The 23215-nt window shown below is 37.3% G+C and carries 15 protein-coding genes; 3 read left to right on the forward strand and 12 right to left on the reverse strand.

Annotated features, from left to right (window positions below; all coding sequences use genetic code 11):
• Positions 1-13: 13 nt before the first annotated feature.
• The 8 genes from AW17_RS10565 to surE all read right to left on the reverse strand — a co-directional run bounded on the left by AW17_RS10565 (position 14) and on the right by surE (position 10698).
• Entirely contained in the window at positions 14-685 is a 672-nt protein-coding gene (locus AW17_RS10565) for a basic secretory protein-like protein (RefSeq protein ID WP_029276183.1), read from the reverse strand.
• Between the two features lie 379 nt (positions 686-1064).
• The gene (locus AW17_RS10570) at positions 1065-1940 is read right to left on the reverse strand and encodes an ROK family protein (RefSeq protein ID WP_029276184.1); all 876 of its coding nucleotides are present in this window, start codon (positions 1938-1940) and stop codon (positions 1065-1067) included.
• A 69-nt stretch (positions 1941-2009) separates the two neighbouring features.
• Positions 2010-4277, reverse strand: coding sequence for a GH92 family glycosyl hydrolase (locus AW17_RS10575; RefSeq protein ID WP_029276185.1), 2268 nt, complete (start codon positions 4275-4277; stop codon positions 2010-2012).
• Between the two features lie 109 nt (positions 4278-4386).
• Positions 4387-6831: a glutaminase family protein gene (locus AW17_RS10580; protein ID WP_029276186.1), complete on the reverse strand. Its 2445-nt coding sequence runs from the start codon at positions 6829-6831 to the stop codon at positions 4387-4389.
• A 217-nt stretch (positions 6832-7048) separates the two neighbouring features.
• Positions 7049-8053 (reverse strand): LacI family DNA-binding transcriptional regulator, encoded by a 1005-nt coding sequence (locus AW17_RS10585; protein ID WP_029276187.1) that lies wholly within the window; start codon positions 8051-8053, stop codon positions 7049-7051.
• A gap of 229 nt (positions 8054-8282) precedes the next feature.
• A complete protein-coding gene (gene lpxB, locus AW17_RS10590) occupies positions 8283-9413 on the reverse strand; it encodes a lipid-A-disaccharide synthase (protein ID WP_029276188.1) in 1131 nt (376 codons plus the stop codon).
• Between the two features lie 154 nt (positions 9414-9567).
• Positions 9568-9828, reverse strand: a complete 261-nt coding sequence (locus AW17_RS10595; protein WP_245235043.1) for a stationary phase survival protein SurE — start codon at positions 9826-9828, stop codon at positions 9568-9570.
• A gap of 24 nt (positions 9829-9852) precedes the next feature.
• Positions 9853-10698 (reverse strand): 5'/3'-nucleotidase SurE, encoded by an 846-nt coding sequence (gene surE, locus AW17_RS10600; protein WP_029276190.1) that lies wholly within the window; start codon positions 10696-10698, stop codon positions 9853-9855.
• A gap of 222 nt (positions 10699-10920) precedes the next feature.
• Here surE and AW17_RS10605 point away from each other — a divergent pair, with 222 nt between their 5' ends.
• A complete protein-coding gene (locus AW17_RS10605; protein ID WP_029276191.1) occupies positions 10921-13854 on the forward strand; it encodes a M16 family metallopeptidase in 2934 nt (977 codons plus the stop codon).
• 236 nt (positions 13855-14090) lie between these two features.
• Here AW17_RS10605 and AW17_RS10610 read toward each other — a convergent pair whose 3' ends face one another.
• Entirely contained in the window at positions 14091-16388 is a 2298-nt protein-coding gene (locus AW17_RS10610) for a DUF2357 domain-containing protein (RefSeq protein WP_029276192.1), read from the reverse strand.
• A gap of 5 nt (positions 16389-16393) precedes the next feature.
• The gene (locus AW17_RS10615; protein WP_051691760.1) at positions 16394-17986 is read right to left on the reverse strand and encodes an MrcB family domain-containing protein; all 1593 of its coding nucleotides are present in this window, start codon (positions 17984-17986) and stop codon (positions 16394-16396) included.
• Between the two features lie 230 nt (positions 17987-18216).
• Here AW17_RS10615 and AW17_RS10620 point away from each other — a divergent pair, with 230 nt between their 5' ends.
• Positions 18217-18399, forward strand: a complete 183-nt coding sequence (locus tag AW17_RS10620; protein ID WP_029276195.1) for a hypothetical protein — start codon at positions 18217-18219, stop codon at positions 18397-18399.
• Positions 18400-18605: 206 nt separating this feature from the next.
• Here AW17_RS10620 and AW17_RS10625 read toward each other — a convergent pair whose 3' ends face one another.
• Positions 18606-19658: a glycoside hydrolase family 130 protein gene (locus tag AW17_RS10625; RefSeq protein WP_029276196.1), complete on the reverse strand. Its 1053-nt coding sequence runs from the start codon at positions 19656-19658 to the stop codon at positions 18606-18608.
• 67 nt (positions 19659-19725) lie between these two features.
• Positions 19726-19911 carry a CsbD family protein gene (locus tag AW17_RS10630; RefSeq protein WP_029276197.1) on the reverse strand — a complete coding sequence of 62 codons (186 nt, stop codon included), beginning with the start codon at positions 19909-19911 and terminating at the stop codon, positions 19726-19728.
• A gap of 199 nt (positions 19912-20110) precedes the next feature.
• Here AW17_RS10630 and AW17_RS10635 point away from each other — a divergent pair, with 199 nt between their 5' ends.
• Positions 20111-23200 carry a SusC/RagA family TonB-linked outer membrane protein gene (locus AW17_RS10635; RefSeq protein ID WP_029276198.1) on the forward strand — a complete coding sequence of 1030 codons (3090 nt, stop codon included), beginning with the start codon at positions 20111-20113 and terminating at the stop codon, positions 23198-23200.
• The last annotated feature ends 15 nt before the right edge of the window (positions 23201-23215 follow it).

Here is a 23215-nt window from a genome sequence, read left to right on the forward strand (position 1 = left end):
GCTGGTATTTATTTTAAACTTCAGAATTTTTAACGTAATCTGCCCAAAGCGCATCTAAATCTTTACCCGTTAATTTTGTCCAGATATCTTTGGTATAAGTGTGATCTCTTAAAGAAGCATCAACCGTTTTGATTATACCCGGTTTTACACTTTTCTCCATCCAGGCAAAAAAACCTGCAGTAATGCGGTAGCTATTTTTATAACTATGTTCCGGCTTTAAAGCAGGTAGCGACCATTTGGCACCTTCATTATCTACGCCAAATTTATAGCGCGCATAATCGGCAATACCTTCTGTTAACCAACCAGGGCCAACACTCCGGCCATAATCCTGTACAATGTGCATCACCTCGTGGGTTACTACATCAATATCTTCAGGATGTTTCACCATCCAGATCGAACTGAAAGTTACTTTACCATCAGCAGTTGCCGCCACGCCTTTGTAAGCTGTATCTACAAAAAATTTCACTTCTTTTATGGTAGCTGGATTATACGCTTTGGCCAGTTTTGGGTAAACTTCTAAAAAAGTTTTGATTAACCGTTTCTTCAATTGAGGGTCTAATTCCTTAAAATTGCTCTCGAACGATAATGTATAACCACTTTTCTTTGTGATTTCCTGTGCTTTTAAATGAGCTGAAAAAGCCGAAACAAACATTAGGAAGATTGAAAAAGTAAATATTTTTTTCATCTGATTATATTTTTATTGTGATGGATTTTATTTTGGTTAGCGTGTTTAGTTCTGCAAATTAAATATAATATGTAAAACGATTTAGTAAATGATCAAAAATTTTACTTAAGTGACGATTACACTACGTATTTGATCTTTAATAACTAAAAGGCATTTAAAAACAAACTAAAACGTTTTATTAAACAATAATAAGTATATTCTGGGAGATGAAAAATTAATTTCTTCTTTTTTCGCAAACTATGCGCGAAAGCGAACAGTTGAAACACATTATAATCTTTCTGATTATTCTTTTAAAATCAACCATCTTGGGGATCAGAAAACAAGATAAAGAAACTGCAGGATTGATCTGTTAAAACAGGTTCCTGCAGTCATAGTAAAACTAGGTTAAGCTTAAATCGCAGCAACTTGCAGCACCAATCAACGCTGCATGTTCTTTAAGTTCGGATATTTTTATTTCCGTGTCGATGTTGTTACCTTTTAAGGTTGCGATCAACTCGGGTGCAAAAGCATTAAAAGATTGCGCAATATTACCACCAACAATTACAGTATTTATTTTATGTTTCTTAATAATAGGGATCAAGAAATGCGCGAGGTTATAACCAAATTCCATAAATACCCGGGTGGCAAAATGATCGGTTTCTACCATTTCCACCAATTCTTTCACGCCATCTACCGTTTTGCCGCTAAGCTGGTTAAAACGTTTTACGAACCAGCGCGTAGATAAGTAATCTTCAGCAATTCCGTCTAAAAATTCGGAGTTCCAAAGGTCAGCATCAAAAGCTTTATAATTGAGACAAAGCGATGAGCCGAGGCCCGTACCGAGCGTTAAGCCCAGCACACTGGCATTTCCTTTGGCAGCGCCAGCAAAAACCTCACCTTGTAAAAAACCTGCTGCATCGTTTATAAAATGAATATTCTCTGCAGGGATATCCAACCTTTTAGACAATTCTTCTTTTACATTGATCTGGTAAAGTGATTTAAACTTATCCTGGTCTTTAATTAATGAAATGCCTTCACTATAATTAAAAGGGCCTGGCATGGCAATTCCAACATTCCGGGCACCGTTTTTAATATTTTTAAAAGCCTTGTTGATGATAGCGCACCATGCCGATAAAATCACTTCTTTACTCTCCTGCGAATTCACAGGGCTACGTTTGATAGAATCCTTCACCAAAGTTCTTGTTTCCAAATCCACCAATGCGGCCGTAATATGCGAGCCGCCAATATCTACACCTAATGCAACAGGCTTTTCCATTCTATATATATATATTTTATCTATTCTTTATTATTCTGAATTAATTCGCCAAAAGTAGCAATTCAATATTTATTTACTGATTGAAAATGGTTTATCTTCTTCTAGTAACCCTCTATTTAACGAAGGTTTAACATTCATCTCTAATTTTAACACCCCTCCTTTTAACAAATCGCTATGGTTTATAAAATTTTTGGTATAATTTTTACCATTTAAGCTTGCCGATTTTATATAAACATTGGCAGCATTATTGGCGGGTGCCTCAATCACGAATTTTTTGCCGTTTTCTAAATTAATAGTCGTTTTTTTAAACATTGGGCTTCCTAAAACGTACTCCCCAGTACCTGGCGTTACGCTGTAAAACCCTAGTGCGCTTAAAACATACCACGAAGAAGTTTGCCCCTGGTCTTCATCTCCAGGATAACCATTTTCTGTTGCATCGTACAGTTTATGCATCACCTTACGGGCGTAAAATTGTGCTTTCCAGGGCTGGTTGGCGTAATTATATAAATAAACCATATGCTGTATGGGTTGATTTCCGTGTGCATATTGTCCCATGTTGGCCATTACCATTTCGGTCATTTCATGGATCATCCCGCCATACGAACCCACATTTACTTTATTAGGTTCGCTGAAAACAGAATCGAGCTTGGCGATAAAATTGTTCTTCCCTCCCATCAGATTAATTAAACCTTTGGTATCTTGAAAAACTGACCATTGCCAATGCCAGGCATTTCCTTCGGTGAACGGGCCTCCCCATTCCGTTGGGTCGAAATTTGGCGACCATTTTCCCTCTGCGTTCCTACCCCTCATAAAACGGGTAGAAGGATCATAAACATTTTTATAATTGAACATGGGTTTCTCAAAAACCTTCATATAATGCTTATCTCCAATCATTTCTGCCAAATGGTAAGCGCAATAGTCATCGTACGCATACTCTAGTGTTTTGGCTGTAGCTTCTCTGTATTTTGGGTAAGGCACATAACCCAATTGATTATATTCTGTTACACCATCCCTACCATTTGCAGGGCCCCAAGGCCCCTTGTTCATTGCTTCGTGATAATAAGCCTCCAACGCCTTTTTCGGATCAAACGTTCTGATTCCTTTTGCCCAGGCATCGGTTAACAAAGAAATAGCGTGGTTACCAATCATACTTCCAGCTTCGCTGGGAAAAGACCACGATGGCAACCAACCACATTGCTCATAGGCATCGAGCATGGCCTGCATATAACGACCGTGCATTTCTGGCTGCACCAGTGTGTTTAGTGGAAATTGCGCACGGAAGGTATCCCAGAAACCCGTATCGGTAAACATATATCCATCATGCACTTTACCGTCATACGGACTAAAGTAATATGGTTTTCCGGCTTCATTTATTTCATAAAACTTTCTGGAGAACAGGCTTGCCCTAAAAAAGCAAGAATAAAAAGTTTCCATATCTGCTTTAGATCCGCCTTCTACTTCTATCTTACCAAGCGATTTATTCCACACTGCAGCAGCATGGGCTTTGGTATCTTCTAAAGTCTTATCATTGCCCAGCTCTCTTTTTAAATTGAGTTCGGCCTGTTGTAAACTGATATAAGACGAAGCTGTTTTTACCTGTACTTTTGTCCCAGATTCGAACTGTACAAATGCACCTTTTCCCAATCCTTCAGCTGAAATAGAATCTTTTGCAATGGTATTACGTTTATTCTCCCAAGTACCGTAAGACTTAATCGGTTGATCGAACTGGATAACGAAATAACTTTTCCAACCTCTTTTAAAACCTTCGCCATTGTTTACCCAGCCCGTTATTTTATTTTCTTTAGGATAGATCTGAACACCACTTAATCTGTTGTATCCGTCTAAAACTAAAAAGCTTCTTTTGCCTTTTGGATAGCTGAACCTGAGGTGTGCGCCACGTGCTGATGGTGAAATTTCGGTGATAATATCATTTTCGAATGTTACCTTATAATAGTTTGGTTTAGCAATCTCGTCCTGATGACTAAATTTAGTTTCGCGTTTATCTTCATTTACTATCAGTTCATCAACCATTGGCATTAAAGAAAATACCGCATAGTCTCTCGTCCACGAACTGCATTGATGCGCTTGCTGAAAGCCTCTGATTTTATCTTTAAAATATTGATATTTCCAACCATCGCCATTTCTACCGGTTTGGGGTGTCCAGGTGTGCATGCCAAATGGCAGTGCCGTTGTTGGATAGGTATTCCCCCTGGTAAGTTCGTGCTTAGAATTTGTGCCCTGAAGTGTGTTAACGTAGTGAACCCAATCTTTCTGCTGCGCCAGTAAACTTTTGGCAGCAAGGCAGCATAAAATGGATGCGATTAATTTAAATTTCATTTGTTTGTGTGTTTATTCTTTCCGGCTGATATAACCAAAACCAGGCTGTGTATTAAAAAAAGCAGCATTTGCGAGCGCAGTTTTGAGCTTACAAACGCTGATGATATGGTTATTTAATATTCCATTTATCGGCTAACATTTTGATGAAATAACCGCCAACAACACTTCTCGCCTGAAAGCCTGTCATTTTCCCATTGGTAGTTTCATGCCAGTCGCTCAATGGCACCTTACTCTCCGTTTCGGTTGCAAAACGATATATCGGACTTACAAATTTTTGAAAATCGGCTTGGTTATCAGCCAAGGTAGCTGTCCACATAATCCAGTCAGATTTGGTGTAAGTTCTACGGCTGTCCAATGGTAATCCGAAATCTTTTTGTTTGGTTAAATAAAAGTTAATTTCCTTTTTGTACACTTCTTTAGGAAAAAGATCAAGTTTTAAAAGTTTGTCCCAAACGAGGTTGTACTTCTGGCTCCAGGTATTTTTATCATTAAAAGTTAAAGCGTAATGATCGCCATCATCGGCAAGTTTCATCCAGTTCTGGGCCATCTGTAAGGCCGCTGTTCTATATTTTGTAGCTATATCGGCCTTGCCTAATAATTGGGCCATTTGTGCGTAAGCGCCTAAAGCTACAATGGCTTTTACCGATAAATTCGCATTCCGGGCCAAATGGCCAGCAAAATCGTCCGTACATAATTGATTGGCCGGATCGAAACCTTCCCTTAGCAGGTAGTTTGCCCATACAGACATTACCTCCCAATGTTTCTCGGCATACTTTGCATTTCCTTCTGCTTTGGTTATGGCAGCTGTTAAGATGATCATATTGCCGGCTTCTTCTACAGGCATATCTTCGCCATAGGTTTGGCCGTTGGCTAAAGGATAAGTACCTAAATCGTGTGCTGCAAATGGTTTCTTCCATTTTCCGCTTTCTGAGTAATAGAAAATGCCATTCAACATTCCTTTTAGCAATTCGGGATTGTACACTAAAAATTGTGGTGCTGATGGATAAGTTACATCCACTGTATTGATTGATCCATTACTAAAATTTTCTTTCGATAGGAACAGGATATCGCCATTTGGTGCGTATACAATTTTGTGCGCCGCAATAGCCTGTCTATAAGCGAATTTACACATATCTGCATATTCTTTACCACCTGCTTTTTCGGCATCGGTGTATAGTTTGGCATCAAAAATGGCACACTTGGTTTTTAATGAAGGGTATTGAGCATTCGCCTCGGCAAGCTGATCTTCGAATTGCTGTGAACCAGTCTGTCGCCAAACGGGCTGTAGCTTTTCGCCAAAGTATTCAACTGATTTTAGGTCATCGTAGCCCAACATCATATATTTATCTACCGGGCTTGAAGAAACCGAACCAAAAGGAATAATACTGCTTAGGTTCAGGCTTTTCGAATTTAAAACCTCTGTTTGTATAGGGTATTTGGAATCGACGAAACTTTTTAAGCTTTCGTTCTGCGTACTAATAAATTGAGTGGCATTAAACCTGGCGGGTACGGCTACGTATAAATAGCCCCAATCGATACGCAAATCATCGCCCCGTTTCTTTAATACTGGCTGTTCTACAGTCCCTGTTTTTAAGATGGAGAGATTGTTTTTCGAACGCTTCCACGCCGATACACTTTGGTTTGGTGTATTTACAGCTAGATTTGATGATGCGCCAAAGAAAATATCAACACTATGCGGCTTGGCATCAGTAGATTTTACGGTATAATTGATATAACTGATTGGCCTGGCGGTTAATTTAATATCATTGAGTAATAATGGAGAGGTAAAAGCTACCTGTAGTTCTACATGGCCACAGCTAAAAGTATATTTGGTAGTGGTAGCTTGAATGGATACATTGGTTTGAGTGACGGGAGCAATTTTTACATTGTCTGCATCTTCTTCTACAATCCCGGCATCTAAATGCCTGCCACCAGCTGTATTTTTACAATGTATGGCCAATACATTTTTTCCTGTTTTTAAGATTCCGTCTTCAATTGGCACATAAATATAATCAGAAACCCATCCATTCTTTTTGTAAATTATTTTACCGTTTAAATAAACAATTACATTATCGTCATGATTGAGTTTAAGGTATTTTTTTGAGGCCGATACATTGTCTACATCGAAGGTCCTTCTAAAATAAAGATCGTCGCTATTCCATTTTGTTTTGGCAGAATTATCGTCTCCAAAAGGGGCTTCGGCTTTTTTCCAGCTATTATTGTTATAACTGTTATTTTCCCAACCTGCTGCAGGTGTATCGAAACTGTAGCTGGCCTGGTATTTTAAAACATCGGCAGCCGGGAGTATTTCTTTAAAGGTTTTGCTTTCTTCGCCTAAAAACCGATAAAACTTACCATCTACTTTTATAATGCCCAGTAAAGATTGCTCCTTGCCCGTCCAATGTTTAGTTACCGATTGGTTAAGCCCATCGTTGAAAGACCAAATACTAAAATATGCATCATGTGTAATTAACGGATATGCGGGTGCCTTATCTTGTGCTTTTGTAATTAAATTAAAAAAAAGACAAAGTGCTACTAAAGAAAATTTTCTCATAATTAATATTTGGTTTTCATTGCAGTTCATAAAACGTTTTACCATTTATCGGCTAAATATCTTATGCCTGGCTTAAATAAGCTGCGAAAGATTATGCTGGTTTAAATTGAGTTTTATAGTTGTAAAAGGCTGAACTAGTAAAACGTTTTACTAGCTCAATAATAGAGAAATAAAAACCATATTAAAACAGCCTAACGTAACATTTAAGTTACCTAATTTAATTCCTGATAATTAATTTAGCTGGAATAATGATCTCTTGGTTCTCCACTTTAGTTTTGGTCGATAGCTGTTTAAGAATTAGCTTAATTACATTTTCTGCAATTTCTTCGAGTGGTTGTTGAACTGTTGAAATACGAGGCGTGTGCAGTTCGAAAGCTTCATGATCATCGTATGCAATAACAGCAAAGTCGTCGCCTATTTTCTTATTGATCTTTTTCAACACTTTTAAGCCACTAATTGCCAAATAATTGGTTGCAAATAATACTGCGTCAATTTTTTTATTTTCGAAGAGTTCTTTAATCTGAGCAATGGTTTCGCTTTCTTCCTGATTAAAATGGATCTTTAAAACCAGGTTCTCATCATACTTGATTCCGTTGTCTTCTAATGCTTTTTTATAGCCATCATAACGTTCTATTATCTGCTCTACATTGATATCAGTAGTAACCAAGGCAATGTTCTTTTTACCTTGATCGATAAAATGCTGTATTGATTCGTATGAAGCATTAAAATGATCGGCTCCAACGTAGCTGGCACTAATTTCCGGTAAATTTCTATCGAACAGGATTACCGGGTTTCCATCATCGAGAAGCATCTGAATATCTTCTTCTATTCCTTTTATTGGAGAAATGATATAGGCATCAACTTTTCGCGATTTGAACATGTTGATCAGTTCCTTTGCTTTGTCGATGCTGTTTTCTGTACTGGAATAAATAATTTTATAACCTTTTTTATAGGCTTTATCTTCAATTAACCTTGCAATCCTGGAGAAGAATGAATTGGAGATGTCTTCGATAATTAAGCCGATGATATTGGAGTTACCAGTTCTTAAGCTTCTTGCAATCTGATTAGGCTTATAACCGCTTTCTTCGATAATTTTTTCAACTTTCTCTATTACTGCTTCGCTTATCGATTTCTCTTTTGCTTTACCGTTAATAATGAATGAAACTGTGGTAATGGATACATTTGCTTTTACGGCTATATCTTTAATAGAAAGCGATTTCATCTGGTTGGATTTCTTTAAGTTAATCAATTCAAAGCTAAATAAAAATTGCAGCTTTTAAATTTTTGCCCATTATAAAGACGCAATTTAACATTTTTTATGTTAATCGTTTTAGAAAGACTTGTTAAAGGATGGTGCAATGTAAATATGAAAGCTTAAAACAACAAAAGGCGCCATTAAAGCGTCTTTTGTATCAAAATTAATATCCTGTATAAGTAAATAAAGTTCATCATTAGGCCCCTCTATCCTGTTGAATTGTTTTGTGCAAATAGGTTATAATTAATCTGGCGGTTTTTGCCGAAGCGCCGGGTTTTCCCATGAGTAAAAGCAACTCATCATAATGTTTTAACATCTCACTCCTGCCAGCTCCTGTTAAGATAATTTTGAATTCTTCATTCACTTTTTGGGTGTTACAATCTTCCTGGATAAGTTCGGTTACAATCTTCTTGTTTACAATAAGATTAACCAATGAAATAAACTTAATTTTCACCAACATCCGTGCAATGGCAATTGAAATGGTTCCGCCCTTATAAACCACCACTTGTGGCACTTTAAACAAAGCAGTTTCTAGCGTAGCTGTTCCTGAAGCTACAATTGCAGCATGGGCATGGTGCAATAAATTATAGGTACTATTAAAAAGCAGATGAACTTTTTTGTCTCCCGTAAACTGGCGATAATAACTTTCGGTAAAGGTTGGTGCGGCTGCTATGGCGAAAATATAATTGGGATGGTTTTCGGTAACGCTCAACATCACCGGCAATAAACGTTCTATTTCCTGCTTGCGGCTGCCTGGCAACAAGGCGATAATTTTTCCATCTCCCAATTGATGGTTTTCGCGAAAATTTAGATCTGGCGTAAATTGTGCAATTTCGTCTAATAATGGGTTGCCTACATAATCTACCTGCATGCCCCATTCTTTGTAGAAATCTACTTCGAAAGGTAAGATGCAGAACATATGGTCGACAACCTTTTTGATTTTCAACACCCGTTTCTGGTTCCATGCCCAAACTTTAGGCGAAATATAATAACATACTTTTATACCATTGGCCTTTGCAAACTCCGCAATTTTTAAATTAAACCCCGGAAAATCGATCAGGATCAGCACATCAGGCTTCCATTGTAAAATATCGTTCTTGCAGGCTTTAAGATTTCTGAAAATGGTCCTTAAATTTAGAATTACCTCGGTAAAGCCCATAAAAGCCATATCGGCATAGTGTTTAACCAACTCGCCACCTTCGGCCTGCATTTTATCACCCCCGAAATACCTGAACACAGCTTCGCCGTCCTCAGTTTTTAAGGCTTTCATTAAGTTGGCGCCATGTAAGTCGCCTGAGGCTTCTCCGGCTACGAGGTAGTATTTCATTTTTATTATGTTATAACAAAATCGTCATTGCGAGGAGGCACGACGAGGCAATCTTTTATGTTATTGTTTATCCCTTAATCTCGGTTGCCCTGAAAAGATTGCTTCACCCCAGCTCACAACCCTCTTCTTCAGTTCGCAATGACGCCTGTTTTTTTCAAAAAACTTTGTAAGCAAAAAATACAAAAGCACACAAAAATGTTGCGGCCAGTATGCCCCTGCCAATATTTTCTTTATTGTATTTAAAAAAGTATTGCATGGTATAAGCATTTATTGCAATACCACCAATATATAACAAATCTGCTTTGGCGAGGGAAGCAACATGAGTAATAATGTACCAGGCAATGGAACAAAATATTGCTGGCACAAGCAAACCAATGCCCAAACCTATCCATACAGAATTATTTAATCTTTTCAATCGATCAATCATAATGGCAAGCGCTTAACCTAAATTAATGCCATCTGGCGCTGAAACTTTAGTGCTGGCACTTGTAGCTCTAGCAGCATTGTTGCCAATAAAATCCCAACTGTTTATTGCTTGTATCGCGTGATGTGCCGTTAAATCAAACTGGACCGGAACAATAGAAATATAATTGTTTTCCAATGCCCAAACATCGGTATCTTCTCCCTTGTCGAAATTTTCAAAAACACCGGTTAGCCAATAGTATGGTCGTTTGTAAGGATCAGTTCTTTCATCAAATTCTTCCATCCACTTTGCATTGGCCTGACGGCAAACTTTAACGCCTTTTAGGTGATCACCTTTTGGGAAATTCACATTTAAAAGAGTTCCTTCTGGTAAACCATTCACCAAAACCTGCTCACAGATGTTTTTAATGTATTTTTTGGTATGACTAAAATCGGCATCAGCTGCAAAATCGTCTAATGAGAAACCAATAGATGGAATTTTTTCAATTGCGCCTTCTACTGCAGCAGACATGGTACCTGAATAAAGTACATTAATCGAATTATTTAGTCCATGGTTAATTCCTGAAACGCATAAATCAGGTTTTTTACCTTTAAAAATCTTATTTACAGCAATTTTAACGCAATCAACCGGGGTTCCACTGCATTTATACATTTCTACACCTGCATAAAGATCAACCTTATCAAAACGGATCGGCTTACCTATGGTAATGGCATGTCCCATTCCACTCTGCGGACTATCTGGTGCAACCACCACTACATTGCCCAGCTCCTGCATTACTTCCATTAAATTCTTTATGCCCGTAGCTGTAATCCCGTCATCATTTACAACTAAAATATTTGGTTTTGTACCCTGCTTTGTCATGCCGGTAAAAATACAGATTATAAATTCAAGGCACAATAAGCCATGATTTATATTCTAAAATCATTTATTCCTAGGTTTTTAGTTTTGAAATCAAAATTATTTCATTCCCTGCCAGAAAGCATATATATTTGGATAAATAACTTATTAAAAATGAAGGCTGTATTTGAGGTCATGCTTAAACCAACAGGTACACACTCATTATCATAAACCAAAACCAATTCAATGAAATTCAAACTATTTACTTTGGCTTGTTTTCTAATTACAGGTGCTTTAGCGAAGGCGCAAACAACCTATCAATGGAAAACAGGAACATCTGGTGGCTTTAGCTACAGGTATGTAACCAACGATCCGACCAAAACACGTTTTTATACACTAAAAAACGGTTTGACAGTAATTTTATCTCAGAACAATAAAGAGCCAAATATTACCTATAAAATGGCGGTAAGAGCGGGCAGTAATACCGATCCGCGTACCAATACCGGCCTGGCACATTATTTGGAACACCTTTTGTTTAAAGGAACAGATAAATTCGGAACCTTAAATTATGCCAAAGAAAAACCACTTTTAGATAAGATCGAGGCACTTTACGAAACGTACAACAAAACTACCGATCCGGTTAAACGTAAAGAGATTTATAAGGAAATTGATAAAACTTCGGGCGAAGCTTCTAATTATTCTATCGCAAACGAATACGATAAAATGATGAAATCGATCGGGAGCAACTCTACCAATGCCCACACCTCGGTAGAAGAAACCGTTTACGAGGAAGATCTTCCATCAAATGCCATTGATAAATTCTTAGCCGTACAGGCAGAACGTTTCCGCGCCCCTGTTTTCCGTATCTTCCACACAGAGTTAGAAGCTGTTTACGAAGAGAAAAACATCGGTATGGATAATGATGGCCGTAAAATGTATGAGAAAATGCTGTATGCTTTGTTCCCAACACATAACTACGGACAACAAACCACCATTGGCACCATCGAGCATTTAAAAAATCCATCCTTAATCGAAATCAGAAAATATTACAACAAATATTATGTGCCTAATAATATGGCCTTAATTATGAGTGGCGATATTAATTATGATGATTTAATTAAAAAAATCGACAAGGATTTCGCTTATATGGCACCTAAACCTTTGTCGCTTTACAACCCTGCACCAGAAAAACCATTAACACAGGTTCAAACAGTTGATATTTATGGTCCAAGTGCCGAAAATTTATATGTTGCTTACAGGGGTTTTGCCCAAAATACACACCAAAGTTTATTGTTAGATTTAATCGGCAGCATTTTAGCAAACGGTAAAGCGGGTTTAATGGATATCAACATCAATAAACAGCAAAAAATGTTGAGGGCAAGCGCCGGTTATAACTCGATGAAAGATTATGGAATCTTCATTTTATCTGGCTCACCTAAAGCCGGACAAAGTTTAGAAGAAGCGCAAAAATTATTGTTAGAGCAGGTAGAACTGCTTAAAAAAGGCGAATTCGACGAAAGTTTGATTAAAGCAACTGTTGCAAACATCAAATTAGCAGAGTTACAAAGCTTCGATAATAACGATGTGCGTGCGGATTTCGCGATGAATGCCTTTATCCAAAACCGTGGTACGGAATGGGATAAAACCCTGGCATCAACCGATGCAATGGCTAAAGTAACCAAAAAGGAAATTGTAGATTTTGCCAATAAATTTTTCGTCAACAACTACGTTTCTATCTTAAAACATAAAGGCGAAGATAAAAGCATCATCAAAGTAGAAAAGCCAGCCATTACCGCGGTAAAAACCAATGTTAATGAGGTTTCTCCATTTACGAAAGACATCATTGCTGCGCCGGTAAAACCCATCGCCCCTAAGTTTTTAGATTATACCAAAGACCTTAATTTCGGTAAAGCAGGCATTGCTGATGTAATTTCGGTTCAAAACACCGAAAACGGAATTTTCCGTTTAGGCTACCGTTTTGATATGGGCTCGTACAACTACAAGTTATTGCCTTATGCTGCTCAATATTTAGCGTTCTTAAGTACTGATAAATACTCGGCAGAGGATATTAGTAAAGCTTTTTACAACATTGCCTGTAGCTACAGCATAAACGTAGGCACCGATGTAACTACAGTTTCCATCAGTGGTTTACAAGAAAACTTTGATAAAGCTGTTGCCCTGGTAGAAGATGTACTGGCAAATTGCAAACCAAACGAAAAAGCCTTAGAAGATTTAAAAGGCCGTTTGTTAAAATCGAGAGATAATGCAAAATTAAACAAATCATCAATTCTTGGTGGTTTAATGAGCTATGCACAGTACGGTGCAGATAATCCTTTCAATTACGGATTAAGCAATGATGAGATCAAAAATATGAAATCGGCAGATTTGATCTATATCTTACACAACCTTACCAATTACAAACACACCATTACTTATTATGGCCCTAAAACTTTAGCAGCATTTTCTGCTGATATTGTAAAAGCACACCCATTGGCTAAAGAATTTACTGATGCGGCGCCACTTAAGAAATTTGTATACACCAAAACCGATTCGAACAAAGTTTACTTTGCCGATTACGATATGGTGCAGGCAGAAATCCGTTGGGTACGCAATGCTGGGCTGTACGACCCTGCCAATGCTGCAAAAATCGCCTTGTTTAACAACTATTTTGGCGGCGGCATGGGCTCAGTAGTATTCCAAACCATCCGCGAATCTAAAGCTTTGGCTTATTCTACTTTTGCAGTATATTCTTCTCCAAATACCAAAGAAAAAGAAAATACCATTATCGCTTATGTAGGTACACAGGCAGATAAAATGAATGAAGCAGTTGCCGGCATGAATGAGTTATTAACCACTTTACCAGAGTCGGATAAATCATTTGCATTATCAAAAACCAACTCATTAAATGGCCTGGAAACCAGCCGTATTACCAAAGATGGAATTATCTATAGCTATTTGGCAGATAAAAAATTAGGTTTCGATCATGACTCGAGAGTTGATGAATACGCCAACTTAAAACCATTAACTTTTAATGATGTAAAATCATTCCACCAAACCAATCTTTCGGGCAAACCTTACAGTTACTGTATCGTAGCCTCAGAGAAAAAAATCAACATGGCCGATTTAGCAAAATTTGGTCCGGTAACTAAATTAAGCCTGGAACAGATTTTTGGATACTAATAAGGTTGTAGGTAAAAGGTTGAAGGCTTAAGGTAAAGGCCTGATGCTTTAATATCAAAATTACTGGCGATTCCCGGAAATGGGGATCGCTTTTTTGTTTGGTTAATTAGTTCATTGGCTATTGGTTCATTGCCTAGGGGGTTAATGTTTAAGTCGGTTAGCTAATGCTAAACGCTAGGCTCAGAAATGTTTTTCGTATCATTGAACTTGGATTTGTAATCCACGGCGAAGAAGACTTATTTAACCTTTACAGTCATGAGTTCTGACAAAGAAGCGGTAAATGGTAATGCAGAATTTCTATTTGTTTTATAGCCGTTAAGAAGCGTAATATCCCATTTAATATTTTTGAGCTCCTGCTCTCTAACTTCTTCAAAATCATAAACCAAATAAAAATCTTGACTTGGATCTGGGTATCCCTTCTCTAATAAATTTTGCTTAGAAAATATATTAAGTCCTGGCGTTTTAATTTTATAAAGCTGGTTGGTTATAGTTTCGTTAGGTCCATGCAGTAAGAGATATTTAACAGAAGCTAAATTAACATCTAACACCTGTGTACCTTTCGATTCTCTTGTACGCGTATTATAGAGCCGATGTTCATTTATCCATTCACGTTGTTTATCCTGATAATAGCCAATCAACACATAAGTATCGTCTGGTTGTAAATCTCTATTTATTCCAAAAGCTTCTGGCAAACGCTCACGAACTTCATTATTTGGTTTATTTTTATGAATTTCGTAAGCTCTAAATGCTGTTTTCTCTCTCTGTGATGCCCTGTTTAGAAAATGTTTAACTACTTCAGTTAAAAAGCCTTTTAGTGCTAATGTTCCATCATCAAATTTATCAGGCCTAATTGCAAAAGCGCCTAAGCCGGGAAGTACTTCATGAAATCCCTTTGTTTGATAAGCATCTTCATTTTTTCCTGGATATAGAACGTATGCTCCTCCTGTTCTTCTTATTGCATCTTTATAAGCATGCATTTTAAGTAGGTCGCCTCTTTTGAAATTGCCTTTTGACTCCTCTGTCTTTTCACTTGTTAGCACTTCTTGGGTTAAGTCGTCACTGTATTCATCTGTCTCATCACCAAGTATATCTGCTATTCTTTCAACTTTGTACTTAGCATCGAAATGAATATGAACAATAAGTTCTTCTGTTTCCGCATTACCTTGATCTATTCCTTCAGGCCAAATTGAAAGTGTATAATCCGGTCTCATGCTTTTCGTCCAACTTCCACTGTTAGGATACTCATTCTTACCTGAAAAAGAACGGTTAAAATTGAATTGCATATTTAAATCCCTTACTTCATTTTTATATACACCACTAATAGCGATATGATTTCCTTGTTTGAGCTGTAATCCTAAATCGTCACTTGTTGGCTTAATTAATTGTTCCAGCTCTTTCGATTCAATTCTAAATAAGTCTTTAATAACATCTAACAACTTAAAAAACAACCAATACTCATAGAGTGTTGCAATATCCCTTTTACCTGCAGCATATACGTCTTCACCACCTCTCCAAATTAGTTTCGCAGCAAGATCAAACATCAGCCAGGATCTAAAAACCTCTCTATATCCTTCTTTACGTTGTAAAATAGGGCTATTAAAGGGTATTGTATCTAGATTAAATATTTCTTTGAATATGGCATGCCCAAGATACTGTTCTAATTTACCCTCTAAAACTGTTGCTTCTGTTTTCAACCTTGAGTTATTCCTAGCCAACAATTTTATCTTACTCACCAATTCTAGGAAGGAATCTAAAGCAAATTTTATGAATCTATTCTCGGGCGTATCAATCGATTCTTTATTATGAAAACCTAATATTTTTTGTGGCACCGATTTCAGAATCTGCTTTCGAAACAAATGATGTTCTTTTGGTAAACTCATTCTATTGGAACAAGATGAGATTTGTCTAATTGTTTTGCTATCAAAACGTCTAAAACTTCTGATATCTTTTTCAATTTCTGTAGCAACCCATTTCGTTACTGGGCTCGAAAACACCTTATGCAAAGCATCACCAAATTCGTCTGATTCTAGTATAGATTTTATAAAAGCAAAACGTTGATAAAGTGTTTTAGGATCGCTATCAAAATCACTCACTAAATTTTGAGTAACAGGTGAAGAATGAAGCAAAACCAAGTCTGTTGCACGCTCAGTAATATCTTCAAGCATTACCCTATAGTCGTCACGATAACTTGTTTTTTGCGACTGAACCTCTAAAACTAAAGTACCGCATTGGTTTCCTTTCGAATAAATATTAAGAGATAAAGTTCCTACATAAATATTAGGTACAATTCTTCCAATATTCGGATGTGCATTAGATCTCTTAATCAGCTCATGGTTGCCTAAAGTATATCCCACAGGAAGCTCATATTCGTAAGAATGGCCTTCTATTAGCTGAATATTCGCCTCACCATTTTCGAACGCCTCAATATCATCAATTTTAAAAATTGTTTGTTCGCCATATTTCTCTCCCCATAGTTTACATGTGATAAACGATTTATCCTGCAATAGGATCTCAAATTGAAGATCACTTCTCATGTTTTTTAAGCTTCAGCATAACTGGTAAATCCATTGTCCATTAAATTGCCATACATTCTTGCAATTTTTTCCAATGAAATGGGATAAAGTGAAACTGCAGCATAATCTGTTTCAATCTTAGGATCAAAAACGTCTGCAATTTTTATATCCTGTTTTAAACACAAATTACCTAGGCTTTCTAAAACCGGCACTAACTTTTTACGCGATCCATGCACCTTGGGCAATAATTTCTGCATAATAGCGGCATCGAATATTTCTTTTAAATCCCAATCAGGTTTTATCATTTGAGCTATTGAAACAAACCGCAAAATTTCGGCTGCACTGCGATAGCCAAATTCAGAGCCTGTTTTTTTTAGTTCTTTGAAAAATGCCAGCATTGGTTCCTTAATTTCATCTTGCCCAGCTGCAGAAGCAACCTTTTGTTTAGCTAGAGAAACGAATTGCGCAGCCATATTACTTCCTTGGGCGGCCAATGTTTTAAGATTTACTTCACCTACATGATTTAAATAGGTACTCATTTCTTCTGTTGTAACCCTGAACTCGATTACATTTGCCCGATCTAAAACTTTTGGACTAAACATATAGGTAGTTTCATCAATATTTACCGTACCAATGATGAATAAATTGCTTGGCAATTCAATTTTACGTGGCACACTGTCCAAATCATCTTTAGAATGTAACTCTATACCACATTTAGATTCCATAGCACTTAAAAAGTCTGCAAAATAGCGTTCTACATGGCTTAAGTTCATTTCATCAAGAATTAAGAAATAAGGCTTATCCTGATTCTTATTTGCATTGATTATTAAATTTAATGCACCATTTTGTGGCTGAATATATTCATTGGTATCTAAAGCATTAGGAAAACCAAGAAGCGGCTCTCTATTTGTCCAATCGGCACCAACTGGAACAATGCAATATTGATTATCATTTTCGGAAATCCAACTGGCAAAAGCCTGTGCCAATTTAGTTTTACCCGAACCCGAAAGACCGGTTAAAATTACGAATGGTTTGGTAAGTAACGAGGAAATAAAACGGGTGATTAAGCCTTCAGAGAATTGGAGGTTGGCCAAATCAATTTGATTTAAGAAAGATTTGTAAGAAAATTTCTCTCCTTGTATTTGAATTTTATTTTCAGTTTCTGATTTGCTGAAAGTGATAGATTTGTATTCATCTATTATTTTAGACAGATCAGCATCTAGAACTTCATCACTAGGAAGGTCATTTAGATTATAAACTTTAAAAACCAGAGAATCACCATACCTTTCAGGTTTATTAAGTCCTTCTTTAGCAAAAAAATCAGATATCTTAACTGCATTTTTAAGATTCCATTTAACTATTGGGGCTTTAGTCTCACTAATACCATAAGCTAAAACTAACTTTTTATCATTTTTAAACAATAAGTATGCTGGATAAATCCCTTCACTTGTTGTTTGTCCTTCTGTGAGAAAAGATACCCAAGGAATTCTGGCGACAACTCCTGCGCCAAAACTCACTTTAACTTTTAAATCTTCGTAGGAGGAATCAAAGTGTTTGGTTTTTAAATTATTTGTTTTTGATTCCTTTATGAATTTTTTTAATTGATTTGAGTATCCCATAAACGTTAATAAATCTTGCAAATAGCCTTTTTTATCTATTTCGCTTACTAAATTAGAACATTTGTTTTATTTTAGGTATTATTTCTTGGCAGTAAAAAAGAAATTAAACTTCTTTGGTGTTAATCCATGCTTCCCTGCTTAGATAGGAAGGTAGCTGAGGCGGTATAGTTCATTAGCAATTCGTTGATTGCCTAAGGGGTTAATGTTTAAGTCGGCTAGCTAAATGCCAAATGCTAGGTCCAAAAATGTTTTTCGGATCATTGAACTGTGGATTTGAAATCCTCCATTGGACTGGGAAAGCAGAGCCTGTAGGTTTTGATCAGTGTTTCTTCCTGCTTTCCGATCCGATCTTTTTTGCCCAATACCTAATTGCTCAGGCCGCAAAAAAGGATCTTCCCTTCAATCCGGTTTAAAAACGAAATTTTGTGATACTATCAGGGCTGTTAAGTGTATAAAAAAACTCCTCCCTGCCTGCATAAAATTTCATTAAATTATTACTACAAAGTACAGAAAAAACAAATTGTGTCTTAGTGGTAAAAAAACAAATTCCGTGTTAATCTGTGTTTCTGTGGCTAAGAACTTCATTAGTTATATGTACAAAAAAAAATCAAATCGTGTCTTAGTGGTAAAAAACCAACGCCTCCAAAATCTCCTTTATCGAAAACTTAGCCCCACAAACAAACTCATCAGCGGCACCATAGTAAATGGTTAATTCATCTCCGTTAACAATATGGCCATTTGTAAATACTACTTCGCCAAAGAAACCATGCAGTTCGTAATCTGCTGTTGGCACCATAATCGGTTCATCGGTTCTGGCCAGTACTTTCGATGGATCATCGAGCGCCATTAAAAAAGCACCTAAACAATATTGATGTTTTCCATTTGCACCGTGATAGATTTCGAGCCATCCTTCTGCGGTTTTTATGGGTGCTGCCCCGGCGCCCACACGTGCACTATCCCAGTGGTTAGGCCTGGTTTTGATGATACATTTATGTTTGCCCCAATGAATACCATCCGGAGATTCGGCCAGCCAGATATAATTACCACCCAAAGCTACACTGCTGGGGCGGTGTAGGGCATAAAATTTACCGTTAATGCGCTCTTCAAATATGGCACAGTCTTTATTGTGCGGTGGGATAATCATGCCGTGTTTCTCAAAACGCTTCCAATCTTTTGTTGTTCTTAATCCAACCCCTACCCCATGGGCAGATACTGAAGTAAAGGTTAAATAGTAGGTTTTATCGATTAAGGATACACGGCAATCTTCAATGCCAAAAGTTTCATCTTCTCCCTCACCCTGTAATAAAGGATAACCGGCCGGTTGATAAAAATGCACACCATCATCACTGCAAACGAGCCTTAAATGCGATAATGTGGTTAAATAATCAGCACCCTGATAATTGATCACCCGCGGATCATTATCTGCCAAAGCAGGATCGGCCTCCGCTATCTCGATAATTTCGATGCCGTTTTTCCTTAAAACCGGAAAAGAAATAAGGCCCTGTTTTTGCCCCGGCCGTTCTGCTACCCGCACCAGCAGCCATATTTTATTTTGAAAGGTAAAAACACCAGGATTTAAAAGGCATGCAATTTCCAGGCCGGCTGTACTCGGTACTAAATCTTTTGGACAAAGTATTGGGTTTTGAATAAACCGTTGTGCAATATCACTCATGGCATAAGGTTTTAAACCAAACAGGCGACCAAAATTGGCCGCCTGTATATTATTAATTAAATTGAGATTATAATGAATTGATCCATTTTACAAGCTCATCTCTTCCTTTTCCTGTTTTTTGTTGCAGCTTCCCCAACAATTCATCGTCTTGCCCCTCTTCGTGTTTTAAATCATCGTCCGTTAAATCGGCATAAGCTTGTTTAACCTTTCCTTTTATTTCATTCCACTTCCCTTTTAATTCTAACTTATCCATGCTCGTGTTTTTTTGTGGTAAATAATATACTTTTTTAAATCTATCAACATTTTTTACCACTTTTTGTTTTGATTTAAGCTCAAAAAGCCAAACAACGATCCAATTTCGCTTAACTACAGCAGGTTTTATAAAAATTTTAATTATATTAAAAAATCGTTTCTACGAACTATTAAACATTACTAATTAAACTACCAATTTGATGAAAAAACTACTCTTAAGTATGCTTTTGTATCTCGGTGCAATTTCATTTGCTTTCGCACAAGGCAAAGTGATTACCGGGAAAGTTACGTCTACCTCCGGACCAATTCCGGGCGTTAGCGTATTTGTAAAAGGCTCACCAGCTAATGGCACACAGAGTGATGCCTCGGGCGCCTTTAAATTAACCGTTTCGGATGATGCCAAAACACTTGTTTTTAGCTTTATCGGTTACAAAACCAAAGAAGTGCCTATTACAGGGCAAAGCATCAATGTAAACCTTGATGAGGAAAACAATACGCTATCGGATGTGGTGGTGGTGGGTTATGGAACGCAGAATAAACGCGATGTGACCGGATCTGTGGCCTCTGTTAAATCTAAAGACCTGGAAAACTTACCTGTAACAAGTTTTGAACAGGCCTTACAAGGAAAAGCAGCAGGTGTTCAGATTGCCGCTCAAAATGGAAAATTAGGGCAGGGAATAACGGTAAGGGTAAGGGGCGCTGCATCAGTAACTGCAGGTAGCGAGCCACTGTACATCGTTGATGGAATACCAATTACCTCGGGAGATTTTTCGAGTACTACTGCGCCTACGAGTGCTCTGGCAGATATAAACACCAATGATATCGAATCTATAGAAGTATTAAAGGATGCATCGGCATCGGCAATTTATGGCGCAAGAGCTTCAAACGGCGTGGTATTGATCACAACCAAACAGGGTAAGGCAGGCAAAACACTTATCCAGTTTAATGCACTGGGTGGTGTAAGCTCACCTTCTAACCATAGGGATTTTTTAAACGCAGCGCAATATGTTCAAATAGAGCGTAGAGCTGGGCAAGGCCAGGCGAATCAGGATTTTCTCAATGGAGATTATGCAACCCTGCAAAAAGCATTAGATGATTATAGCGCAAGTGTAGAGGCGCGTTTAAACCGGTATTCAGCTGGCAACAACGATTATCAAACATACAAGGTAAATTCTAACTGGGAAGCTGCTTCTTTTCAAGATAAACCTGTTACGCAACAATACGACCTTAATTTAACAGGGGGAAATGAAAAAACGAAATTTTATATCGGTGGCCAGGCCTTAGATCAACAAGGAATTGTGATAGGCAACAGTTATAAACGCTATAGCGGCCGATTAAACCTGACCAATAAAGTAACTGATTTTTTAGAAGTGGGTATTAACCTTAATTTTTCAAATAGTATTAATAACAGGCTATCAAATGATAATGCCTTTTCAAGTCCGCTACAATCTGTAGCGCTCTCTCCTATTACGCCTTTTATAGACCCAAGGTCGGGTTTAATAAGCGGAACTTTACCTGGAGCCGCTTCAAATTACCCGGTATATTACAATCCATTCATTAGTGTCGATAATGCTTTTTATAAAGCAACAGTGTACCGAACAATTGGCAAAGCTTTTGCGAATATCAACATTGCTAAGGGATTAAAATTCAGCACTGATTTTTCTATTGATAACTTAAATCAAAACGAAGAAAGTTATTATGGTTCATTAACTTTTAGAAATACAGGCACATCAAATGGCTACGGGCAAAATATTTCAACTTTTGTAATTAATGCCAATACCAATAATTTCTTCAGTTATAATACAACTATCGGCAAAAGTGCTTTTGATGTTATTTTGGGTACAAGTTATCAAAAATCAACCACCAAGTACAGCACCATTGAAGGACAGGATTTCCCAAGTGATTCTTACATTAAATTAGGTTCTGCTGCAACAAAAGTGATTGCAACCAGTAATGAGGGTGCTTTTAGCTTTCTGTCTTATTTTTTTAGGGCCAATTATAAATACAACGACCGTTATTTAGTGGGTTTTAGTGTAAGGGCTGATGGTTCATCACGTTTTGGAGCCAATAATAGATATGGGTATTTCCCGGCAGGTTCAGTGGCTTGGATTGCATCTGAAGAAGATTTCTTAAAACAAAGTGAAACCATCAGTTTGTTAAAATTTAGAGCAAGTTATGGTTTAACAGGTAATGCCGAAATTGGTAATTATTCTGCCCGTGGTTTATTCGCCGGAACAGGAGCATATGGTGGTTTGCCTGGGCAGATTCCTTCGCGAATAGCCAATCCGGACTTAACATGGGAAAAAACGAAGCAACTCGATATCGGCTTTGATTTTGGTATTTTAAAGAATAGAATTACAGGAATTTTTGATTTTTATCAAAAAAATACCACCGATTTGTTATTAGATGTGCCTATCCCGCAAACAACAGGTTTCTCTACTAAAACCCAAAATTTAGGTTCATTAAAAAATACCGGGTTTGAATTGGGCATTAACACTGAAAACTTTGTAGGCGCATTTAAATGGTCAACTGCGATAACAGGAGCAATTAACAACAATAAGATTACAAATTTAGGAGGGCAGATTTTAAATAGCAATGAAATAAATGCAGCTATTTCGGGGCAACCGATCGGCGTATTTTACATCCCGGAATATGCTGGGGTAAATCCGGCTAATGGTGATGCGATTTATTACAAAAACACAGTTGATGCAAATGGCAATGTAGACAGGAGTACAACAAATAACATTAACGATGCACAACGGATTTTTGCAGGCAACCCTAATCCTAAATATACATTTGGCTTAAACAACACTTTTTCGTACAAGAATTTCGATTTAGGTATATTTTTTCAAGGTGTAAAAGGCAATAAAATTTTCAATGCTGGCGGCCAGTATATGAGCGCCAATGCATCAAACGGTTATGATAACCAAACTGTAGATCAAATGAGCTATTGGGATAAACCAGGTGATGTTACATCTGTTCCGGAGCCCCGTCTGTTTGCAGGTAATGGTATCGGAAACTCAACAAGATATTTATCTGATGGTTCTTATGTCCGCTTAAAAACATTAACGCTTGGCTATACTTTTCCAGTTTCGGTGTTAACCAAAATTAAGTTAAGCAAATTAAGGTTATATGCTACGGCGCAAAACCTGCTTACTATAACTGGTTACAAAGGATGGGATCCGGAGGTTAATGCAGATTATCAATCGACAAACATTAATCAGGGCGTAGATTTTTACTCAGCACCACAACCACGGGTAATTTCATTGGGTATTAACATTGGCCTATAATTAAAAAAGAATCAA

Origin of the sequence: Pedobacter borealis DSM 19626 (genome assembly GCF_000708285.2) — a bacterium.
GTDB classification, from domain to species: domain Bacteria; phylum Bacteroidota; class Bacteroidia; order Sphingobacteriales; family Sphingobacteriaceae; genus Pedobacter; species Pedobacter borealis.